This window comes from Micromonospora sp. NPDC127501 (genome assembly GCF_040302185.1).
GTDB lineage: Bacteria > Actinomycetota > Actinomycetes > Mycobacteriales > Micromonosporaceae > Micromonospora.
Window position 1 is genome coordinate 25,613 of sequence record NZ_JBEORJ010000010.1, and the last position, 20,340, is coordinate 45,952.

The 20,340-nt window shown below is 72.4% G+C and carries 18 protein-coding genes and 1 riboswitch; of the genes, 12 read left to right on the forward strand and 6 right to left on the reverse strand.

Features of this window, described 5'->3' with window-relative positions; all coding sequences use genetic code 11:
- The first annotated feature begins 42 nt into the window (after window positions 1-42).
- Window positions 43-1,230, forward strand: a complete 1,188-nt coding sequence (locus ABTW72_RS22140; protein ID WP_350861440.1) for a type VII secretion protein EccE — start codon at window positions 43-45, stop codon at window positions 1,228-1,230.
- 19 nt (window positions 1,231-1,249) lie between these two features.
- Here the strand turns inward: ABTW72_RS22140 and eccD are convergent, their stop codons facing one another.
- The gene (gene eccD / locus ABTW72_RS22145) at window positions 1,250-2,647 is read right to left on the reverse strand and encodes a type VII secretion integral membrane protein EccD (RefSeq protein WP_350861442.1); all 1,398 of its coding nucleotides are present in this window, start codon (window positions 2,645-2,647) and stop codon (window positions 1,250-1,252) included.
- Window positions 2,648-2,813: 166 nt separating this feature from the next.
- Between eccD and eccCa the strand changes: the two genes are divergently transcribed.
- From eccCa to ABTW72_RS22160, 3 genes are all read left to right on the forward strand, one after another.
- Complete coding sequence (eccCa, locus tag ABTW72_RS22150; RefSeq protein WP_350861444.1) at window positions 2,814-6,779, forward strand: type VII secretion protein EccCa; 3,966 nt, start codon at window positions 2,814-2,816, stop codon at window positions 6,777-6,779.
- A gap of 204 nt (window positions 6,780-6,983) precedes the next feature.
- Complete coding sequence (locus tag ABTW72_RS22155; RefSeq protein WP_030329557.1) at window positions 6,984-7,292, forward strand: WXG100 family type VII secretion target; 309 nt, start codon at window positions 6,984-6,986, stop codon at window positions 7,290-7,292.
- A gap of 25 nt (window positions 7,293-7,317) precedes the next feature.
- Complete coding sequence (locus tag ABTW72_RS22160; RefSeq protein WP_030329555.1) at window positions 7,318-7,596, forward strand: WXG100 family type VII secretion target; 279 nt, start codon at window positions 7,318-7,320, stop codon at window positions 7,594-7,596.
- Window positions 7,597-7,698: 102 nt separating this feature from the next.
- On the opposite strand, the gene mycP is transcribed toward ABTW72_RS22160, so the two are convergent.
- Window positions 7,699-8,928: a type VII secretion-associated serine protease mycosin gene (gene mycP / locus ABTW72_RS22165; protein WP_350861446.1), complete on the reverse strand. Its 1,230-nt coding sequence runs from the start codon at window positions 8,926-8,928 to the stop codon at window positions 7,699-7,701.
- Window positions 8,929-8,979: 51 nt separating this feature from the next.
- A complete protein-coding gene (locus ABTW72_RS22170) occupies window positions 8,980-9,315 on the reverse strand; it encodes a helix-turn-helix transcriptional regulator (RefSeq protein WP_112677711.1) in 336 nt (111 codons plus the stop codon).
- Between the two features lie 225 nt (window positions 9,316-9,540).
- On the opposite strand from ABTW72_RS22170, the gene ABTW72_RS22175 reads away from it, so the two are divergent.
- Window positions 9,541-10,278 (forward strand): carbonic anhydrase, encoded by a 738-nt coding sequence (locus ABTW72_RS22175; RefSeq protein ID WP_350861448.1) that lies wholly within the window; start codon window positions 9,541-9,543, stop codon window positions 10,276-10,278.
- 56 nt (window positions 10,279-10,334) lie between these two features.
- Here the strand turns inward: ABTW72_RS22175 and ABTW72_RS22180 are convergent, their stop codons facing one another.
- A complete protein-coding gene (locus ABTW72_RS22180) occupies window positions 10,335-11,354 on the reverse strand; it encodes a coiled-coil domain-containing protein (protein ID WP_350861450.1) in 1,020 nt (339 codons plus the stop codon).
- 4 nt (window positions 11,355-11,358) lie between these two features.
- Window positions 11,359-11,489, reverse strand: a riboswitch (cyclic di-AMP (ydaO/yuaA leader).
- A gap of 166 nt (window positions 11,490-11,655) precedes the next feature.
- Window positions 11,656-13,026, reverse strand: coding sequence for a YibE/F family protein (locus ABTW72_RS22185; protein WP_350861452.1), 1,371 nt, complete (start codon window positions 13,024-13,026; stop codon window positions 11,656-11,658).
- 362 nt (window positions 13,027-13,388) lie between these two features.
- Here ABTW72_RS22185 and ABTW72_RS22190 point away from each other — a divergent pair, with 362 nt between their 5' ends.
- Entirely contained in the window at window positions 13,389-15,410 is a 2,022-nt protein-coding gene (locus tag ABTW72_RS22190) for a heavy metal translocating P-type ATPase (RefSeq protein WP_350861829.1), read from the forward strand.
- Window positions 15,411-15,416: 6 nt separating this feature from the next.
- Here ABTW72_RS22190 and ABTW72_RS22195 read toward each other — a convergent pair whose 3' ends face one another.
- On the reverse strand, window positions 15,417-15,713 hold the full coding sequence (locus ABTW72_RS22195) for a metal-sensitive transcriptional regulator (RefSeq protein WP_030329541.1): 297 nt from the start codon (window positions 15,711-15,713) through the stop codon (window positions 15,417-15,419).
- A 94-nt stretch (window positions 15,714-15,807) separates the two neighbouring features.
- Between ABTW72_RS22195 and ABTW72_RS22200 the strand changes: the two genes are divergently transcribed.
- From ABTW72_RS22200 to ABTW72_RS22225, 6 genes are all read left to right on the forward strand, one after another.
- Entirely contained in the window at window positions 15,808-16,017 is a 210-nt protein-coding gene (locus ABTW72_RS22200) for a heavy-metal-associated domain-containing protein (RefSeq protein WP_350861454.1), read from the forward strand.
- Window positions 16,018-16,030: 13 nt separating this feature from the next.
- Window positions 16,031-16,981, forward strand: coding sequence for a DUF8832 domain-containing protein (locus ABTW72_RS22205; RefSeq protein ID WP_350861456.1), 951 nt, complete (start codon window positions 16,031-16,033; stop codon window positions 16,979-16,981).
- 12 nt (window positions 16,982-16,993) lie between these two features.
- The gene (locus ABTW72_RS22210) at window positions 16,994-19,240 is read left to right on the forward strand and encodes a heavy metal translocating P-type ATPase (RefSeq protein WP_350861458.1); all 2,247 of its coding nucleotides are present in this window, start codon (window positions 16,994-16,996) and stop codon (window positions 19,238-19,240) included.
- An 83-nt stretch (window positions 19,241-19,323) separates the two neighbouring features.
- Entirely contained in the window at window positions 19,324-19,497 is a 174-nt protein-coding gene (locus ABTW72_RS22215) for a CsbD family protein (RefSeq protein ID WP_203121024.1), read from the forward strand.
- A 163-nt stretch (window positions 19,498-19,660) separates the two neighbouring features.
- Entirely contained in the window at window positions 19,661-20,008 is a 348-nt protein-coding gene (locus tag ABTW72_RS22220) for an ArsR/SmtB family transcription factor (protein ID WP_350861460.1), read from the forward strand.
- Window positions 20,005-20,274, forward strand: a complete 270-nt coding sequence (locus tag ABTW72_RS22225) for a hypothetical protein (RefSeq protein WP_350861462.1) — start codon at window positions 20,005-20,007, stop codon at window positions 20,272-20,274. The genes ABTW72_RS22220 and ABTW72_RS22225 overlap by 4 nt, the downstream gene beginning before the upstream one ends.
- Window positions 20,275-20,340 lie beyond the last annotated feature (66 nt).

Here is a 20,340-nt window from a genome sequence, read left to right on the forward strand (position 1 = left end):
GACCCGGCGCAGAGTCGTACCGTGCAGGAGGGACAGTCAGCGATGACGCAGGTTCAGGCGCCACCCGCCCGAGCGGTCACGGACCCTGTCGACGTTCCGACCCGGCCGGTGCCCCCGGCCGAGCGGCCCGGCCGTGGGCGGGTCGGCCCCGTGCTGGTCGGGCAGCTCGTCGTCCTGGAGTTGTGCGTGGTCGGCGTCTGGGCCGCCACGGCCGGACCCAGCTGGGTGCTCGCCGCGGCGGGCACCGCGGCGCTGCTGGTCGTCCTGGCGGCCTTCGCCCGTCGCGGCGGCCGCTGGTGGTTCGAGGACCTGCTGCTGCGCCGGCGGTTGCGGCGACGCGGTGAGCGGGCGTCCGCCGCGCTGGCCAGCGGCACGGCAACCGACCCGAGGTTGGCCGCGCTCGCCCCGGAGCTGAGCGTCATCGAGCTGACCGACCGAGGCACCCGGCTCGGCATCGGGCGGGACGACCAGGGCTGGTTCGCCGCCGTCGCGCTACAGTCCGCGACCGGTGCGGCGGTCGGCTCCGTCGACGCCGCCGCGGTGGACCGCGCGCTGCGGGTGCTCGCGGACTTCAGCGCCCCGGTCTCCCGGGCCCAGGTCGTCGCGCACACGTTGGTCTGGTACCCGGCACCCGGTGCGCCGCCGGCAGCGCACCGGACCGTGTGGGTGGCGCTGCGGCTCACCGTCCGGGACGCCCGGGTCGAGGCGGTGAGCCGCGGCGGCGGGCTGACCGGCGTACACCGGACGGTGGCGGCCGGGATCGGCCGGCTCGGCAAGGCGCTGACCTCGGCGGGGCTGGCCCATCGCCCGCTCGGCCGGGAGGAGCTACGTGCGGCAATCGTCTCGGCCGCCGGTCTGGACCTGGTGCCCGAGGCGCCGGCGGAGAGTTGGCGTGGGTTGCGCGGCGGCGGCTGGACGCACCGCTGCATGGCTCTGCGGGGCCGCTTCGACGCGCCGCTCGGTCCGCTCGTGGACGCGATCACCGCGACCTCGGCGCCGTCGCACACGGTGGCCGTGACCGTCTCGTCGGACGGTCGGGTGGCGGCACCGCTGCTGCGGGTCGCGGCGATGGACAACCACGTCGAGGCCCTGGTCAAGGTGGTTCGTGAGGTTGCCGGCCGGGTGGGTGCGTCCACCCGGCCGATGGACGGTCAGCATGCTCCGGGCGTCTACGCCACCGCTCCGGTCGCCTCGGCGCTGGGCGTCTCCACCGGTCCGCGGTCGCGCTGACCGGTGCGGCGGCGCACGGTCAGGGTCGGAGGTTGACGATCCAGCCGTAGAGGCCGCAGACCCAGAAGGCGAGCGGCACCAGCGAGATGATGAGCAGGATCTCGGCGATGTCGAGCAGCCGGCCCCAGACCGGCGAGATGCGCTTGCCGGCGACGGTCAGACCGTAGATCAGGCTGATCACCGCGGCGAGCACCAGGCCGCCCAGGATCAGGCCGAGCCGGACCGGCAGCGACCCACCGGCGAAGGTGGTCGCGGCGGCCAGGCCCAGACCCACGGTGCCGGCCAGCAGCACCGGGGTGCGCTGGGCCCGGCCCAGGAGGGGGCGGGCCCGCAGCAGCGCCAGCAGGGCCAGCACCAGGCACAGCAGCACCGCGGGCAGGCGACCGTCCAGCGCCAGCACGAGTTGCGCGCCCAGCACCAGCAGCGACACCGTCCACAGCAGACCGGTCAGGAACTGGTCGGCCCGCTCACTCTGCTGGAGCACCTGCCGGCCGTCCACCGACTCGCTGTCGGTCTTCAGGTCCTCCGGACCGGTCGGAATCGACGGCACCGGCAGCCGGGCCAGCCGGTAGGCCATCATCGGCAGCGCCGGCACCACGCCGAACGCGACCGCCGCGACCACCGCGGCGGAGGCCGCCGCGTCGAGGCCCAGGACCAGGCAGAGCACCGCGCCCAGGCCGGTCGCGGCCGCGACCCCGATCGCGGCGAAGAAGAGGGGGTACCGGTCGCCGACCGCCAGCACGGCCACCGCGCCGGCCACCACCGCTGCGGTCGCCGCGAGCAGGACATGCGGACTGGCCAGGTCGGTCAGCGATCGATCGCCGGCGAGCAGCAGCAGGCCGCCGGTGGCCGCGTGTACCAGGCCGACCAGGGCCAGCACCGCGCCGATGCCGCTGTCACCGGCGGCCCTGGAGAGCACCGCCGCGCCCACCAGCAGCGCCACCGCGACCAGCAGCGCGGCGAGCGCGCCGGGCAGGTGCGGCGGACCGGCGAAGAGGGCGGCCAGCGCGCCAGCGCCGAGCGCCGCCGCCGCGAAGACCACGGCGAAGGAGCGGGTCGCGCCGACCTGCCAGGCGCCGGGGCGCTGGTTGGTCGCGGTGGCGACCGCGTCCACCACGTCGTCGAAGACGATTTCCGGCGCGGCGTCGGACCGGGGGTTGAAGTACAGCACCTCACCGTCCCGGACGCTGAGCTGCGCCGCGGTACGACCACCGTCGAGGGGCGCACCGCCCAACCGGGACAGTGCCCAGCCGCCGTGCCGAGCGCCCTCGTCGGCCATGTCCTCACCGGCGTAGCGCAGCAGGGTGGGGAGCAGGTCGGCCAGCGGCACATCCGACGGCAGCGCCAGATCCATCCGGGTACGTGGAGCCACGATGGTGATCCGGCTGAGACCACCGGTCGCCGTCTTCGTCGCCACAGTGGCCTCCAGGTGTGCGTCTGCGATCGGCTGGCTGGAATGCTGCGGTCCGGGTCCACCGCGCACACGGCAGATTACCTACGATGACGGCACGTACGATGCCCACCCGCGGGCGGTGTTCCGCGGGCCGCACGTCATCAGGGCCGCTTCTGGGGAGGAGACAGCCGTGAGCACGGTGGTGTTCCGCCGGCTCCCGCGTCAGCCGGGGCCGGCCTTACCGCGCGGCGAGGTGCTGCTGGAGTCGCCTCCCGAGCTGCCCGAGCCGACGCCCCGCGGGATGGGGCAGCTGCTCATGATCCTGCCGATGTTCTGCGGGGTCGGTGCCATGGCGTTCCTCTACGCCGGCAAGGGCGGCGGCATGATGACCTACGTCGCCGGTGGTCTGTTCGGTGTCTCGATGCTCGGCATGGCGATCGGCTCGCTGGCCAACAGCGGTGGCAAGGACAAGGCCGAGCTGAACGCCGACCGCCGCGACTACATGCGCTACCTGGCGCAGATGCGCAAGCGCACCCGGCGTGCCGCCGAGCAGCAGCGGGCCGCGATGGCCTGGCGGCACCCGGAGCCCGACGCGCTCTGGTCGATCGCCGCCTCCCGGCGACTCTGGGAGCGGCGGATCACCGAGGACGACTTCGGCGAGACCCGGATCGCCCTCGGCCCGCAGCGGCTCGCCGTGGAGATCGTCCCACCGGAGACGAAGCCGGTGGAGGACCTGGAGCCGATGAGCGCCATCGCGCTTCGCCGGTTCGTCCGGGCACACTCCACGGTGCCCGACCTGCCGACGGCGCTGTCGGTGCGCGCGTTCAGCCGCGTGGTGCTGCGCGGCGACCGCGAGCCGGTGCTCGACCTGACCCGGGCGGCGCTGGGGCAGCTGGCCACCTTCCACGCACCGGACGACCTGGTGATCGCGGTGGTCGCCGCACCCGACCGGCAGTCGTCCTGGGGCTGGGTGAAGTGGCTGCCACACGCCCACCACAGCGGTCGTACGGACGCGGCCGGCGCGCGCCGGCTGGTCTTCGCCAGCCTGGCCGAGGCCGAGGCCTCGCTCGCCGCCGAGCTGGGCGGGCGGCCCCGGTTCGCGCCGGAGGCCAAGCCGCTGACCACCGCCCCGCACCTGGTCGTGGTGATCGACGGCGGGGAGATCTCGCCGACCTGCCAGCTGGTGGGCCCGGGGCTGCTCGGCGCCACGGTGATCGACCTCTCCGGGACGGTGCCGCGCGACGCCGGCCGCTGGCTGCTCTGCCTCGACGTGAATGACGGAAGCTCGCTCGACCTGGTCCGGGGCAGCTCGTCGTCGACGCTGGGTCGGCCCGACCGGCTCAGCGCCGAGGCCGCCGAGGGGCTGGCCCGACAGATCGCCCCCTTCCGGCTCTCCCAGCAGCAGACCGGCGGCGACGAGCCGCTGGCCCGCAGCACGGAGCTGCCGGACCTGCTCGGCGTCGGTGACGCCGCGGCGGTGGACGTGCAGAACACCTGGCGTCCGCGTGGGCACCGCGACCGGCTGCGCATCCCGCTCGGCGTCGGCCCGGACGGCAACGTGGTCGAGCTCGACTTCAAGGAGTCGGCGCACGAGGGCATGGGTCCGCACGGTCTGGTGATCGGTGCGACCGGCTCCGGCAAGAGCGAGCTGCTGCGTACGGTGGTGGCCGCGTTGGCGGTGACCCACTCGTCGGAGGAACTGAACTTCGTCCTGGTCGACTTCAAGGGCGGCGCGACCTTCGCCTCGCTGGAGGCGCTGCCGCACACCAGCGCGGTGATCACCAACCTGGCCGACGAGCTGCCGTTGGTCGACCGGATGCGCGACGCGCTCGCTGGCGAGATGGTGCGCCGGCAGGAGCTGCTGCGGGCGGCCGGCAACTACGTCTCCCGCTTCGAGTACGAGAAGGCGCGCTCGGCCGGTGAGCCGCTGGCGCCGATGCCCAGCTTGTTGATCATCTGTGACGAGTTCAGCGAACTGCTCGCCGCCAAACCGGACTTCATCGACCTGTTCGTGATGATCGGCCGGTTGGGGCGGTCCCTCGGCGTGCACCTGCTGCTGGCCAGCCAGCGCCTCGAAGAGGGCAAGCTGCGGGGCCTCGACACGCACCTGTCGTACCGGATCGGTCTGCGGACGTTCTCCGCTGTGGAGAGCCGGATCGTGCTCGGCGTACCGGACGCGTACGAGCTGCCGAACGCGCCGGGCCACGGCTACCTGAAGACGGACACCAGCACCATGCTGCGGTTCCGGGCCGCGTACGTGTCGGGGGCGTACCGGGCCCCGGGGCAGCAGGCCTCCGCCTCGCAGGCGCTGGTGCAGCGCCGGATCGTGCCGTACGGCCTCGACTTCGTTCCGGTGCAGGTTCCGCAGGTTCCGGTGGCCACCGCGCCGGAGCCGGAGCAGCCGGCCGACGGCAAGGCCGTGGCGATGCTCGACGTGCTGATCGACCAGCTCAAGGGCCGGGGCCGCCCGGCGCACCAGGTGTGGCTGCCGCCGCTGGCCGACCCGCCGGGCCTGGGTGAGCTGCTCGGCCCGCTGGCGGTGGATCCGACCTACGGGTTGTGCACCGCCTCCTGGCCCGGGCGCGGACGACTCACCGTGCCGGTCGGCGTCGTGGACCGCCCGTACGAGCAGCGTCGGGACCCGATGATGGTCGAGCTGGCCGGTGCCGGCGGCAACGTGGTCATCGTCGGCCGGTCGATGAGTGGCAAGAGCACGATGCTGCGTACGCTGTTGGCCTCGTTGGCGCTCACGCACACGCCACGGGAGGTGCAGTTCTTCTGCCTGGACTTCGGCGGGGGCGCGCTGCGCAGCATGGAGCGGTTGCCGCACCTGGCCGGGGTGGCCGGTCGGCGCGACGTCGAGGCGGTCCGTCGGACGGTGGCCGAGGTGGTCGCCGTGCTGGACGAGCGGGAGGCTCGTTTCGCCCAGCACGGCATCGACTCGGTGGCGAGCTACCGCCGTCGCCGTGCCGCCGGCGAGTTCGCCGACGACCCGTTCGGCGACGTGTTCCTGGTGGTGGACGGGTGGAACACCCTGCGCCAGGAGTACGAGGAGCTGGAGCAGACCATCACCACGTTGGCCAACCGGGGTCTCGGCTTCGGTGTGCACGTGGTGCTCACCGCCGTACGGTGGGCGGAGATCCGGATCAACATGCGGGATCTGCTCGGCACCAAGTTGGAGCTGCGCCTCGGCGACGCGTCGGAGTCCGAGATCGACCGTCGGGCGGCGAACAACGTGCCGGAGAAGTCGCCCGGTCGTGGCCTGACCCGGGACAAGCTGCACTTCCTCACCGCCATCTCGCGGATCGACGGTCGTCGCGACATCGACGATCTGAGCGAGGCCTCGCTGTCCCTGGCCGGGCACGTGGCGGCGAACTGGCCGGGTCGCCCGGCGCCGAAGGTGCGGTTGCTGCCGCGCCGGCTGCCGGTGGCGGAGCTGGCCCGGATCATCGACCGCTCGGCACCCGGTCTCCCGATCGGCGTCAACGAGTCGGCACTCGCGCCGGTCTACCTGGACCTGGCCAACGAGCCGCACCTGACGGTCTTCGGCGACGCGGAGTGCGGCAAGACCAACCTGCTGCGCCTGATCGCACGGGGGATCACCGAGCGGTACACGCCGGCGCAGGCCCGGCTGGTGATCGCCGACTACCGGCGGGGCCTGCTGGGGGCTGTGGAGGGTGACCACCTGCTCGACTACGCCCCGTCGAACCAGGCGTTCGCCCAGGGGCTCGGGTCGATCCGCAGCGCGCTCTCCAACCGACTGCCCGGCCCGGACGTGACGACCGCCCAGCTGCGTGATCGGAGCTGGTGGAAGGGTCCGGACCTGTACATCCTGGTGGACGACTACGACCTGGTGGCCTCGGGCGGCAGCAACCCGCTGAGCGCCCTGCACGAGCTGTTGCCGCAGGCCCGCGACATCGGTCTGCACCTGATCGTCACGCGCCGGGTCGGCGGTGTGTCCAGGGCGCTCTACGAGCCGGTGCTGCAACGGCTTCGCGAGTTGGACTCGCCGGGCCTGCTGATGTCCGGAAACCGGGAGGAGGGCGCGGTCTTCGGCACGTTGCGGCCGAGCCCGCAACCGCCCGGCCGGGGCACCCTGGTTCGCCGTCGTGATGGTCAGCAGCTGATTCAGACCGCCTGGTCCGAGCCGACCTGAGAGCTGTCGGTCGTTCGGTAGGGGGTGGTGGGCCGTTCCGGTCCGATTCACCACCATCCATCGAACGTCACGGGTCAGGGCTGCGAGGGCTGGACACGTTCCGCTACGGTCTTCACAGGAGTGTCCGTCGGTGGGGTGTTGCTGCCTTGCCGCGGGGGAGGATGCGGCGAAGCCGCCACCACAACAGACGGAAGGGTGTGAAGCATGGCGTTCGAGGTCGAAGCTGCGACTCTGCATACCGCCGCGAGTGACGTGCGGTCCACGCGCAGCGAGGTCGACGGCGAGCTGAAGAAGCTGTGGAACGTGGTCGACGACCTGGCCATCGCGTGGAAGGGTCAGGCGTCCACGGGCTTCCAGTCGCTGATGACGCGCTGGAACGAGGACACCGTCAAACTGCTGACGGCGATGGACAGCATCGCTGACCTGCTCGACAAGTCGGGTACGACGCACCAGGTCAACGACGAAGAGCAGCAGCAGATGCTGGACAAGTTCCACTCTGCTCTCAACCCGTGATCCGTAGCCGGCAGAGGAGGAAATCGTGACGATCAAAGTTGACTATGCGGTCCTCGAGAGCAGCAACCAGCAGATGCAGGCCATCTCGAAGACCCTTGAGGAAAAGCTTGACACGCTGCGGTCGATGCTGACCAAGCTGCACTGGGACGGCGAGGACCGGGTTGCCTACGAGCAGCACCAGGCGAAGTGGGACGCGGCGGTCCGGGACATCAACCGGATCCTGAACGAGATCGGCGGTGCCGTGGGCATCGCCCGCGAAAACTACCTCACCACGGAGATGAGCAACTCCAAGGTGTGGAGCTGAGGCATTCGCACGAGCGGCTCCGGTCCGGTTCGCCCGGCCCGGAGCCGCTCTGTGTCTGGCGTTGGCGGGCGTAGGCGTCGGCACCGGGCTGCGGCGCGCCGCTCAGCTGGCAGTTGGCGCATCGGTGCGTCGGCCGGGGCGCCAGTCGCGTCGGCGGCCAAGGGCCGTGATCGGTCGCGCGACCAGCAGCAGCCCGGCGAGCAGCCCGCCGATGACCGCCGCCCAGATCGCGGTAGTGCGCTGCCAGCTCAGCGGGTCGTCGCGCACGGCGGGCGCCGGCAGGGCGCCGGCGGGCGGGTTCGTCCGGCTGCCGAGCAGGCTCGACACCGCCCGGTAAGGGTTGATCATCCCGTATCCGATGTCGGCGTTGTGACCCTCGGGTGGGTTGTCCGCGGTGCGTGCCAGCCGATCCGCGACCTGCTGCGGGTCGAGGGTGGGGTAGGCGGCCCGGACCAGCGCGGCCACTCCCGAGACGTACGCGGCGGCGTAGCTGGTGCCGCCCTCCGGCACGGTGCGGTAGCCGCTGTTTCCGGGCGCCGGCCCGACGATGTTCACCCCGGGTGCGGCGATGTCGACGTAGTCGCCGCTGATCGAGGTGCCGACGTGGCCGCCCTGCTCGTCCACCCCGCCGACCGCGATCACCCCGGGGTACGCGGCCGGGTAACCCGGCAGGTTCTGTGAATCCTCCGACCGGTTGCCCGCGGCGGCGACCAGCACCACCCGCTTGGCCAGCGCGCGCTCGACGGCCGCCGTCAGTTCGGGGCGGGGAATCGTGGTCAGGGACAGGTTGATCACGTCGGCACCCTGCGCGACCGCCCAGTCGATGGCCGCCGCGATCTCGACGGGGAGATCCGGGTCGCTGACCTCGCCGGGCTTGGGCAGCACCCGGATCGGCAGGATGCGGGCAGCCGGGGCGACACCGCTGAAGGGAACACCCGCGCCCTCCCGGCCCGCGATGATGCCGGCGATCAGCGTGCCGTGCCCGGCCTCGTCGCACTGGCCCTGCCGGGCCGCCAAGCCGTTGAAGTCGCGACCCTCGAGCACCTGCCCCTTGAGGAGCGGGTGAGCGGCGGACACCCCGGAGTCGATCACGGCCACCGTCACTCCGGCGCCCCGGGACAACGGCCAGGCCGACGACGGCTCCAGCCGGCGGAGCGCCCACGGCGCGTCGGTCAGGCTCGTGTTGCCGCCTGGACCGCAGATGGGCGGTGCCGCGGTCGCGGGGGAGGGTGCCACCAGGCCGGCGCCGAGCAGGACCGCCAGCGTTCCACTGAGGACGCCGCGAAGGGCTCGGCGGGACGGGGTCGCGCTCAACGGCGGGCATTCGCGCACCCGCAAAGGTTACCGCCGTGACCGTCGGTCAGCGGCCCCCGGTGACCGGGGTCAGGCCTGGGGCTCCGCCTTCGCGGTGGAAGCGTCGGCGAACAGCGCGAGCAGGTCGCCGACCTGCCGGTCGGCCTCGGCGGGGTGCCGGAACCGCCCGGCCGGGTTGAGGGTGTATTCGTTGCGTCGTCCGACCCGGGTGCGGTGCAGGTAACCGCCCGCCTCCAGGTCGGCGACGATCGCCTGCGCGGCCCGTTCGGTCACCCCGACCTCGGCGGCGACGTCGCGTAGCCGGGCGGTCGGGTCGCGGGCGATGGCCAGCAGGACGTGCCCGTGATTGGTGAGGAACGTCCAGTTCCGCCCGCCGCCGGTGTCGTCCGTCACCGTGCTCGCCATCCGTGACCGCCTTTCCCGATGTCCGCCTGCCTTCGCGAGAGTCTGGTCCGCCCCGCCCCGGGAAGATTGCCCAGGGGGTGGCCGAAGTCAACGTATGAAATCTAAATCACGCATACCTTGACGCATCTTACGGTGCGTGTGACGGTTGAGCGCGAGCCAGCGCCCGCCGCCGGGCCGGCGGAAAGCCGGCTTGACCAGGTCAGATGCGTCGAGACGAGGTGCGGGATGAGTCATACCGGGAGCTCCGGCGGTCAGCCGGGTTCGCAGCGGACCACCGAGCGGGCCACCGCGCTGAGCGAGCCGACCCGGGCGTACGCCGAGCTGGTCGCTGGCAATCGGCGCTTCGTCGATGGCGCCCCACGCCACCCCAACCAGGACGCCGGGCACCGGGCCGCCGTGGCCGACGGGCAACACCCGTTCGCGGTGATCGTCGGCTGCTCCGACTCGCGACTGGCCGCCGAGATCATCTTCGACCGGGGCCTGGGCGACCTGTTCGTGGTTCGCACCGCCGGGCACACCACCGGCCCCGAGGTGCTCGGCAGCGTCGAGTACGCGGTGACCGTCCTCGGCACCCCGCTGGTGGTGGTGCTCGGCCACGACTCGTGCGGTGCGGTGCAGGCCGCCCGGGAGTCCGCCGCGACCGGTACCGCGCCGAGTGGCCATCTGCGCGCGGTGGTCGACGCCGTGCTGCCCAGCCTGCGTCGGGCCGCGGCCGAGGGCGTGGACGACATCGACGGCATCGTCGACGTCCACATCGCCCAGACCGTCGAGACGTTGCTCGGGCAGTCGCCCGTGCTGGCCGACGCGGTGGCGCGGGGGCGGTGCGCGGTGGTGGGGGTGTCCTACCGGCTGGCCGCCGGAGCGGTGCGCCCGGTGGCCGCCGTACCGGCCGACCTCGCGACGTTGGCGACCCCGGCCGGATCGCCCGGGTCGACCGACTCGGCCGCGGCTGCCACGGTCTGACGCGACGAGGGCCGCTCCGCGTCACGCGGAACGGCCCTCGACGGGGATCGTGCGGGTCAGAGCAGCGACATGTGGACGTGGTCGGTGTGGTTCGACGGCCCGCTGTACGAACTCCAGCCGGTGGCCGGGAACCAGATCTGCCGGTTCCAGATCACGTAGTAGATGCCGAGCCGGTCGGCGTTACGGATGAGGAACGCGGCGACGTTGTTGCCGTACGTCCGGGTGTCGTTGTTGTGCCACGGGGAGAACCCGCTCTTCTGTAGCGACCAGTCGCAGGCGCGGCCCTTCGGGTGCTCCCACGGCCCGCCGGGGCGGTAGCAGCCGACGAACCGGTTGAAGCCGGCCGCCTTGACCTCCTTGTACGCGTGCAGCGTGCGCGGCGTGATGCAGCCCGACGTGGTGGGGTCGTTCTCGCTGCACGACTGGGGCTTCCAGTCACCGTCGGCCGTGCGACCCGGGCCGATCTTCGCGACCTTGGAGGTGGCGTCCACCAGGCCGCCGGTGAAACCCTTGCCGCCGACGAGGGAGAGCGCCTTGTCGGCCTCGCTCTTGCGCTTGGCCATCAGGGCGGTCTGCTTCTGCTGCTCGCGGACCTCGGTGTCGAGGGCCAGCTTGGCCTGCTCGGCGCGGGCCTTCACCTCGTTGACCTCGGAGAGCTTCTTCTCGTTGACCATGTTCATCTCGTCGAGCATCCCGGCGCGCCGGACGAACGAGTCGGGAGCTTCGCTCTCCAGCAGCATCGCGACAGCGCCGATCCGGCCGGTCCGGTACGCCTGGGCGGCGATCTGCCCGACCTGCGGGGCCAACGCGTCCAGGTCGGCCTTGGCCCTGTCGACCTCCGCGGCCAACTCGGCCTGGCGCTTCTTGGACTTGTCCAGCTTGGACTTTGCGGCGGAGTAGTCGCGGTTGGCCTGTTCGATGACGTCGTTGAGCAGCTTGGGCTCGCCGTCCTCCTCGTGCCCGGAGGGTGTGGGATTCGTCGGGGCGGCGTGCGCCGGGAGCGGCCCGGCGAGCACGGTCAGTGCGGCGATCACGGCCACCACGGGTGTCATCCAGCGGCGTAGGGGTGCCGTCACAATGTTCCCTTCCGTCGACCGCCGACCGGGTTAGCTGACGGGTTCGGGGCGGAAGTGGCCCCTACCGCTGACGCGGATTCACCCCAGGTACCTGGGTCCCCGGCTCGCCGGTTGGCGATTGGGCGGTGGCACCGCAGGCGCCGCTTCGCGCCTTCATCGGTGACCGGCAGCGAGGTTACCCGAGAGTCGACCGGGTGAGCTACGCCTGGATGCCGACCAAAAGCGTCATTTCGCCATAGCGTTGAGTGACCAGTGACGCGGTTCTCAGGGTGGATGCCCGATCTGGTCACGCTGAGGAGTGTCACCATGCCGTATCCGTGCTCCTGTTCGACTTCGGCCACCGGTCGGTGGCCTCGGATGGGGGTGCGGTCCGCGTCCGGCCCGGCTCGTCGGAGCCGGCCGTTCGCGGTGAGCTGAGTGCGGCCAGTGCCTCGCTGCGGTCCGGCTGGGGCCGGGGCGCGGGAGCGTCGGTGGACGCCTCTGCAGCGTTACGCCCGGCAGCGCTCACCACCGCGGCCAACCCGGTGGTCAACGGAACGGCGGCGATCAGACCGAGGGTGGCGACCGCGCTGCGGACGATCTCCTGCGCGAGGAACTCACTGGTGAGGATCTGCCCGATCGGCCGCGAGTCGGCGGTGAGCAGGAGCAGCAGGGGCAGTGACGCACCCGCGTACGCCAGCACGATGGTGTTGACAGTGGAGGCGATGTGCGCGCGGCCGACCCGGGTGGCGGCGCGGTACAGCTGCAACCGGGTCAGCCCGGGGTTGGCGTTCGCCAGTTCGGTGACGGTGGCCGCCTGGGTGACCGTCACGTCGTCGAGCACCCCGAGCGATCCGATGATGATCCCGGCGAGCAGCAGACCGTGCAGGTCCACGTCGCCCTGGAACATCGACAGGGTGGTGGCGTCTTCGCTGCCGAAGCCGGTGAGGTGGGTCGCGGCCGTGGCGATGGTGGCGAGCACGCCGGTCAGCACCAGACTGCCGAGGGTGCCGAGCACCGCGACCGAGGTCTGTGCGGTGACCCCGTGGGTCAGATAGAGCACCACGAACATGATCAGGGCCGCGCCGACCACCGCCACCAGCAGCGGTGACCTGCCGGCGCTGATGCCCGGCAGCACGAAGGTGAGCAGGATGGCGAAGCTGGCGGCCAGCCCGGCGAGCGCGGCCAGACCTCGCCACCGACCGAACGCGACGATGGCGGCCGCGAAGATCACCGCCAGCCACACCATCGGGGTGCCGCGTTGGTGCTCGGCGATGTTCCAGTTGCTGGTGGTGGGATCGGTCGGGTCGGCCAGTTCGACCAGGATGACCTCGTCGCCGACCTCGACCCGGGGTGCCCCGGGTCCGTCGGGCACCGGTGTCCGTACCTGCTGGCCGGCGGTCGGCCCGTCGTCCACCCGGACGTCGACGGTGCCGCACCGCCCATCGCCGACCCTCGGTGTGCCCTCGGGGACCGATGGCACCGACGGGCACGGCTCGCTCACCACCCGGGTGACGGTGCCGGGGTAGCGCGGCACGTCCGCACCACCGTCGGTCTGCGGTGAACCACCGCGCGGCCAGAGCAGCACCGCGGCCAGCACCGTGGCGACGAAGAGGGGTACCACCGTCACGACGAGGATCCGTCGCACCCGTGGTGGGGCGGACGGAGCACTGTGGGTGTGGTCGGAACCCAAGGCGAGACTCCCAACGATCCGGTGCGGGATACGGGTCAGCGGGCCGGGCGGTTCACCGTTGCGGTGGAAACGCGACGGACGGCGGGGCGGATCGCTGCCTGACGACCGCTTGATCACGGACGGTCAGTGCTCGGCCCGGTCGGCCGGGAGCGACGCCACGACGTGGCGGCGCCGGTGCCCGACTGTGCAGCGGCATTCGGAGGGCCATCGTGGGAGATGCTAACCAGCCCTCCTGGGGGTTGCAGGTCGTGGCGGAGTGTCGGGCGGCCGAACCGCTCGCGTGGCGCTCTCCGGGGCGGCATGTTGGAGCCATGCCCGCCTCGTCACCGCCCGATCCGGACCGACCGCGACGCGCCGAACCCATGCCGCACGACAAGCACGCCGGGCACGACAAGCACGCCGGGCACGATCCGGCGATGTTCCGCCGCCGGTTCTGGGTCTGCCTGGTGTTGACCGTCCCGGTGGTGCTGACGAGTCGTCTCGTGTCCGATCAGCTGGGCCTCGCCGGGGACGACGGCGTCCCCGGTCAGGCCTGGGTGGGGCCGGTGCTCGGCTCGGTGGTGTTCTGGTGGGGTGGGTGGCCGTTCCTGGTCGGTGCGGTTCGGGAGGTGCGGGACCGGGCGCCCGGGATGATGCTGCTGGTCGCGATGGCGATCACCGTCGCGTACGCCGCGTCCCTGGCGACCAGCGTCGGCGCCTTCGACCTGGACTTCTGGTGGGAGTTGGCCGCGCTGGTCACCATCATGCTGCTCGGGCACTGGCAGGAGATGAAGGCCATCGGGCAGGCTCGGGGAGCGCTGGCGGCGCTGGCCGCGCTGTTGCCGGACGAGGCCGAACGGGTGGCGGCGGACGGGCGGGTCGAGGCGGTGCCGGTGACCGGTCTGCGGATCGGCGACGTGGTGCTGGTCCGGCCGGGGGGTCGGGTGCCGGCGGACGGCCGGGTCGTCGAGGGCGGCGCTGAGCTGGACGAGTCGATGATCACCGGGGAGTCGCGGCCGGTCGCCCGGTCGACGGGCGATCGGGTGGTGGCCGGCACCGTCGCCACCGACTCGGTGATCCGGGTGCGCGTCGAGGCGTTGGGTGAGCAGACCGCCCTCGCCGGCATCCAGCGGATGGTCGCGCAGGCCCAGGCTTCCGGTGGACGGGCCCAACTGTTGGCCGACCGGTTCGCCGCTGCGCTGTTCTACCTGGCCACCGGCACCGCCGTGCTGACCGTGGTGGTCTGGACCGCGCTCGGTCAGCCGGACGAGGCGGTGGTTCGTGCGGTCACCGTCCTGGTGATCGCCTGCCCGCACGCGCTGGGTCTCGCCATCCCGCTGGTCGTCGCGCTCTCCACCGCGCTCGCCGCACGGTCCGGGATTCTGGTCAAGGACCGGTTGGCCCTGGAGCGGATGCGGACCGTCGGCGCGGTGCTCTTCGACAAGACCGGCACGCTGACCCGGGGCGAGCACGGGGTGACCGACCTGGTGACGGCGTCCGGCGTCGAGCGGGACGAGGTGCTGCGGCTCGCGGCCGGTGTCGAGTCGGAGAGCGAGCATCCGTTGGCTCGGGCGATCGTGGCGGCGGCCGGGCGCGCCGGTCCGGCCCGGGCGGCCGGGTTCCGGGCGCTGCCGGGCCGCGGTGTGAAAGCGACAATCGACGGTACGGAGTTCGCGGTGGGCGGGCCGGCGCTGCTGCGGGAGCTGGGCCTTCCGCTCCCGGCGGAGTTGGAGGCCGCGACCGGGCGGTGGTCGGCGCGGGGTGCCGCGGTGTTGCACCTGGTGCGGCTGCCGGACGCCGTGCTCGGCGCGTTCGCGTTGACCGACGAGGTGCGTCCGGAGGCCCGGCGCGCCGTCGACGAGTTGCGTGCCGAGGGTGTCCGCACCATCGCCATGATCACCGGTGACGCCCGGTCGGTGGCCGAGGCGGTCGCCGCCGACCTCGGCTTCCGACCTAGCGTCGACGAGGTCTTTGCCGAGGTGCTGCCGGCGGAGAAGGACGACCGGGTGGCCGAGCTCCAGCGGCGGGGGTTGGTCGTGGCGATGGTCGGTGACGGGGTGAACGACGCGCCGGCGCTGGCCCGGGCGGACGTGGGCATCGCGATCGGCGCGGGCACCGATGTGGCCATCGAGTCCGCCGGGGTGGTGCTGGCATCCTCGGACCCGCGCGGGGTGGGGGCCGTGGTCCGGCTGTCCCGGGCGTCGTACCGGAAGATGCGACAGAATCTGGCCTGGGCGGCCGGCTACAACGTGGTGGCGCTGCCGCTGGCCGCCGGGGTGCTGGCCTGGGCCGGGGTGGCGTTGAGCCCGGCGCTGGCCGCGGTGCTGATGTCGGCGTCCACCATCGTGGTGGCGCTCAACGCGCAGTTGCTGCGCCGGGTCCGTCTCGACCCCGCGCCGGACTGAGCGCGGTCAGCCGCGCTTCATGAGCCGACCGACCGCTGCCATCATCTCGGTGGCCATCTCGTCGGCCCGACCCTCGGCGGCGCCCTCGTGCATGCAGTGCCGGGCGTGCCCGTCGAGCAGCCCGAGGGCCACCTTGTCGAGGGCGGCCTGGATCGCGGAGATCTGGGTGAGCACGTCGATGCAGTAGCGGTCGTCGTCGACCATCTTCTCGATGCCCCGGACCTGCCCCTCGACGCGGCGGAGCCGCGCGAGCAGCTGGTCCTTGCTGGCGGTGTATCCGCGGATCGGAGTGGGTGCGGTCATGTCGACAAGGATAGCGTACCCCCAGGGGGTATGGTACGGTCGGTTCTGTTGAGATACCCCCACGGGGTACCGGTACCGCGAAGGAGACGATCCAATGGTCAACACGACGTACCAGGTCCAGGGCATGACCTGCGGGCACTGCGTGAGCGCGGTGAGCGCCGAGGTCAGCGCCATCGAAGGGGTGCGCGACGTCCAGGTCGACCTCGCGGCCGGCCGGGTCACCGTCAGCAGCGATCAGCCGCTGGACACCGCTGTGGTCCGAGCCGCGGTCGACGAGGCCGGCTACGACCTCGTCGACGCGTGATCGGCGGGCCGGCGTGCGTACCGTGACGAGACTGGCCGGGTTCGCCGTCGGCCTGGCGGCGGTCTTCGGCGCGACCTACGGGATCGGCAGGGTCGTCGACCCCGCCCCGGTCACCGAGAGCCGACACGACGATGCCGCCACCGCCCCGACGGCGGAGGAGCGGGGCGGGACGGGCGACCGGCTTCCCGGCGGGCTGCTCGTCTCCGAGCGCGGCTACACCCTCGAACTGGCCGCCGCCCCGGCCGGCGAGTTCGCCTTCCGGATCGCCGGTCCGGACGGCCGCCCGGTCACCCGGTACGACGTGGCGCACGACAAGCAGATGCACCTGATCGTCGCCCGTCGGGACCTCTCCGGCTTCCGTCACGTCCACCCGGAGTTGGCCCCGGACGGCACCTGGCGGGTCGACACCCCGCTGGCCGGCCCCGGGCAGTGGCGGGCGTTCGCCGACTTCACGCCGACCGGGGGTGAGCCGCTGACCCTCGGCGTGGACGTGACAGTCCCCGGCGAGTTGACCGAACGGCCGTTGCCCGCCCCGGCGACCAGCACCACCGTCGACGGCTACACGGTCACCCTGACCGGAGCGCCGCAGCCCGGCCGCACGTCGTCGCTGACGCTGACCATCAGCCGGGACGGGCAGCCGGTCACCGACCTGGAGCCCTACCTGGGCGCGTACGGGCATCTGGTGGCACTACGTCGGGGCAATCTGGCGTACCTGCACGTGCACCCGGACGGAACGCCCGGCGATGGGCGCACCCGGCCCGGTCCGGCCGTCACCTTCCTCGCCGAGGTGCCCTCGGCCGGCAGCTACCGGCTCTACCTCGACTTCCAACACGGCGGGCGGGTGCACACCGCCGAGTTCACAGTGGTCGCCGGCGTCGCCCCGACCGGAGAGGCACCCACTCCGAGCGGACCCGCACCGACCGGCGGGACCGACCACGGCACCCCCGGGCACGGACACAACTGACGGGACCAGACGATGACCACCACCAGCAGACCGCTGCCCGAGGCGCCGAACCGGATCGAACTGGCGATCGGCGGGATGACCTGCGCCGCGTGCGCCGCCCGGATCGAGAAGAAGCTCAACCGGATGGACGGGGTGAGCGCCACCGTCAACTACGCCACCGAGAAGGCGACCGTCCGGTACGCCGACGGCGTCACGCCGGACGACCTGATCGGGACCGTGCAGAAGACCGGTTACACCGCGGCGCTGCCGGCCCCGCCCAGCGCGGAACCCCCGGTGGACCCGTTGCGGGGACCGCGTACCCGGCTGTGGGTGTCGGTGGCCCTGAGCGTGCCGGTGGTCCTGCTGGCCATGGTCCCGGCCTGGCAGTTCGACTACTGGCAATGGTTGTCGCTGACCCTGGCCGCCCCGGTGGTGGTCTGGGGTGGGCTGCCGTTCCACCGGGCCGCCTGGACCAACCTGCGGCACGGCGCGGCCACCATGGACACCCTGGTGTCGCTCGGCACTCTGGCCGCGTTCGGCTGGTCGATCTGGGCGCTCTTCCTGGGTGACGCGGGGATGCCCGGCATGACGCACCCGTTCCGCTTCGACATCACCCGGACCGACGGCGCCGGCAACATCTACCTGGAGGCGGCCGCCGGGGTCACCGTGTTCATCCTGGCCGGTCGCTACTTCGAGGCCCGGTCCAAGCGGACCGCCGGCGCCGCCCTGCGCGCACTGCTCGACCTCGGCGCCAAGGACGTGACGGTGCTGCGTGACGGCGTGGAGACCCTGATCCCCGTGGACCGGCTCGCCGTCGGTGACCGGTTCGTGGTCCGCCCCGGGGAGAAGATCGCCACCGACGGCGTGGTCGACGAGGGCACCTCCGCGGTCGACGCCAGCATGCTCACCGGTGAGTCGGTGCCGGTCGAGGTCGTCCCCGGTGACGGCGTGGTCGGCGCCACGATCAATGCGGGTGGGCGGCTGATCGTCACCGCCACCCGGGTCGGCGCTGACACCCAACTCTCCCGGATGGCCGACCTGGTGGAGCAGGCGCAGAGCGGCAAGGCGGCCGTTCAGCGGTTGGCGGACCGGATCTCCGGGGTCTTCGTGCCGATCGTCATCACCCTCGCCATCGGCACGCTCGGCTGGTGGCTCGGCACCGGGGCCGGCCCGACCGCCGCGTTCACCGCCGCCGTGGCCGTGCTGATCATCGCCTGTCCCTGCGCGCTCGGCCTGGCCACCCCGACGGCGCTGCTGGTCGGCACCGGTCGGGGCGCCCAGCTCGGCGTGCTGATCAAGGGCCCGGAGGTGCTGGAGTCGACCCGCCGGGTGGACACCGTGGTCCTCGACAAGACCGGCACCGTGACGACCGGCCGGATGACAGTGGTGGACGCGGTGCCGGCGAGCGGTGTGGACCGGGCCGAGCTGCTCCGGCTGGCCGGGGCGGTGGAGGCCGCCTCCGAGCACCCGATCGCCCGTGCGGTCGCGGCCGCTGCCACCGAGGCGGGCGCGCTGCCGTCGGTGAGCGCCTTCGGCAACCTCGAAGGGCTGGGGGTGACCGGCACCGTCGAGGGGCGGGCCGTGCTGGTCGGCCGGGTCCGGCTGCTGCGCGAGCGTGAGATCGACGTACCGCCGGAGGTCGAGTGGGCCGTGCGCGACGCGGAGGCCGCCGGCCGTACGGCGATCGTCGCCGGCTGGGACGGACGGGCCCGGGGCGTGCTCACTGTCGCCGACGTGGTCCGGCCGACCAGCCGGGCGGCGGTGGCCCGGCTGCGCGGGCTGGGGCTGACCCCGGTCCTGCTGACCGGGGACAACACCACAGTGGCTCGCGCGGTCGCCGCCGAGGTGGGCGTCGACGAGGTGATCGCCGAGGTGCTGCCGGCCGGGAAGGTCGACGTGATCAAGCGGCTCCAGGCCGAGGGGCGGTCGGTGGCGATGGTCGGTGACGGGGTCAACGACGCCCCGGCGCTGGCCCAGGCCGACCTGGGGCTGGCCATGGGCACCGGCGCCGACGTGGCGATCGAGGCGGCCGACCTCACCCTCGTCCGGGGTGATCTGGACGCGGCGGTGGACGCCATCCGGCTGTCCCGGCGCACGCTCGGCATCATCCGGGGCAACCTGTTCTGGGCGTTCGGCTACAACGTGGCGGCCCTGCCGTTGGCCGCCGCCGGGCTGCTCAACCCGATGATCGCCGGTGCCACGATGGCGCTGTCCTCGGTCTTCGTGGTGGCCAACAGCCTGCGGCTGCGTCGCTTCCGTCCGGCCGCTGCCGATCTGTGACGACGGTAATGGTTGGGCCGGTGACGACGGGGGTACCTCTGTGGTTGTAGCGAAGCTTGCAATGCTTGCAATGGAGGTTGGCAATGGGTATCGACGACAAGATCAACAACGCCACCGAGGACGCGACCGGCAAGCTGAAGGAAGGCGCCGGTCGGGCCACCGACAACGAGCAGTTGGAGGCGGAGGGTCGCACTGACCAGTCCACCGCCAAGCTCAAGCAGGCGGGCGAGAAGATCAAGGACGCCTTCAAGAGCTGACGTACGACGTAACCCGCACGCCGGGCCGGTGATCATCACCGGCCCGGCGTGCTGTGTGTCAGGCCTCTTTCGCCGACCCTGAGATCCCCCTGATTCCGCTTTCGTCCCGCACCGCAGCGCGCCGGCACCTGCTAACTTTCCTTGGCATGTGCAAGGGCTGGTTATGAGCGCCGCCTCACCGCCGACCGGCGACGACCTGGTCCGGGTGCTGGCCACCCTGGCCAACCCGCATCGGCTGCGGGTCGTCGCCGCGTTGGCCCGCGAGCGTGCGTACGTCAGCGGGCTGGCCCGGCAACTGGGCATCAGCCGAGCGCTGTTGCAGGTCCACCTACGGAAGCTGGCGGCGGCCGGGCTGGTCACCGCCCGCCTGGAGTTGTCGGAGGACGGGAAGGCCATGAACTACTACGAGGTGGAGCCGTTCGTGCTCACACTCACCCCCGCATTCATCGCGGCCGCGGTCGAGACGCTGACCGTGCCCGACTCGGGCGAGCAGCCGGGAGCACAGCGATGAGCGAGCACGACTGGACCGAGGTGGTCGGCGCGATCGGCATCTTCGCCTTCCTGATCAGCGTGGTCACGGTGACCGTCGTACAGCTCGCCAAGACCCGGCGGGCCCGGTACGAGGCGGACCGGGCGGACGACTACCGGCGGCTCGCCGAGACGGCAGCTCAGACCCAGGCGGAGAACGCCCGACTGCTCGCGGCGATGGACGGTCGGCTGGGCGGGATGGAGACCAGGATGACCACGCTCGAACGCGTCCTGCGCGAGGTCGACTGACCCGGCGGACGAGAGCGGCCCCGAGCCGTCGAGCGGCTACTCGACGGCCCGGGTGGAAGCAGCATC

Bases quoted from the DNA above. Each gene is read 5' to 3' on its own strand.
- ABTW72_RS22155 (WP_030329557.1), top strand. From the start codon at position 6,984: ATGGCGTTCGAGGTCGAAGCTGCGACTCTGCATACCGCCGCGAGTGAC.
- ABTW72_RS22195 (WP_030329541.1), bottom strand. From the start codon at position 15,713: ATGACCGCACCCACTCCGATCCGCGGATACACCGCCAGCAAGGACCAG.
- ABTW72_RS22190 (WP_350861829.1), top strand. From the start codon at position 13,389: ATGCCGCACGACAAGCACGCCGGGCACGACAAGCACGCCGGGCACGAT.
- ABTW72_RS22200 (WP_350861454.1), top strand. From the start codon at position 15,808: ATGGTCAACACGACGTACCAGGTCCAGGGCATGACCTGCGGGCACTGC.
- ABTW72_RS22225 (WP_350861462.1), top strand. From the start codon at position 20,005: ATGAGCGAGCACGACTGGACCGAGGTGGTCGGCGCGATCGGCATCTTC.
- ABTW72_RS22220 (WP_350861460.1), top strand. From the start codon at position 19,661: ATGAGCGCCGCCTCACCGCCGACCGGCGACGACCTGGTCCGGGTGCTG.
- ABTW72_RS22140 (WP_350861440.1), top strand. From the start codon at position 43: ATGACGCAGGTTCAGGCGCCACCCGCCCGAGCGGTCACGGACCCTGTC.
- ABTW72_RS22210 (WP_350861458.1), top strand. From the start codon at position 16,994: ATGACCACCACCAGCAGACCGCTGCCCGAGGCGCCGAACCGGATCGAA.
- ABTW72_RS22175 (WP_350861448.1), top strand. From the start codon at position 9,541: ATGAGTCATACCGGGAGCTCCGGCGGTCAGCCGGGTTCGCAGCGGACC.
- ABTW72_RS22170 (WP_112677711.1), bottom strand. From the start codon at position 9,315: ATGGCGAGCACGGTGACGGACGACACCGGCGGCGGGCGGAACTGGACG.
- ABTW72_RS22215 (WP_203121024.1), top strand. From the start codon at position 19,324: ATGGGTATCGACGACAAGATCAACAACGCCACCGAGGACGCGACCGGC.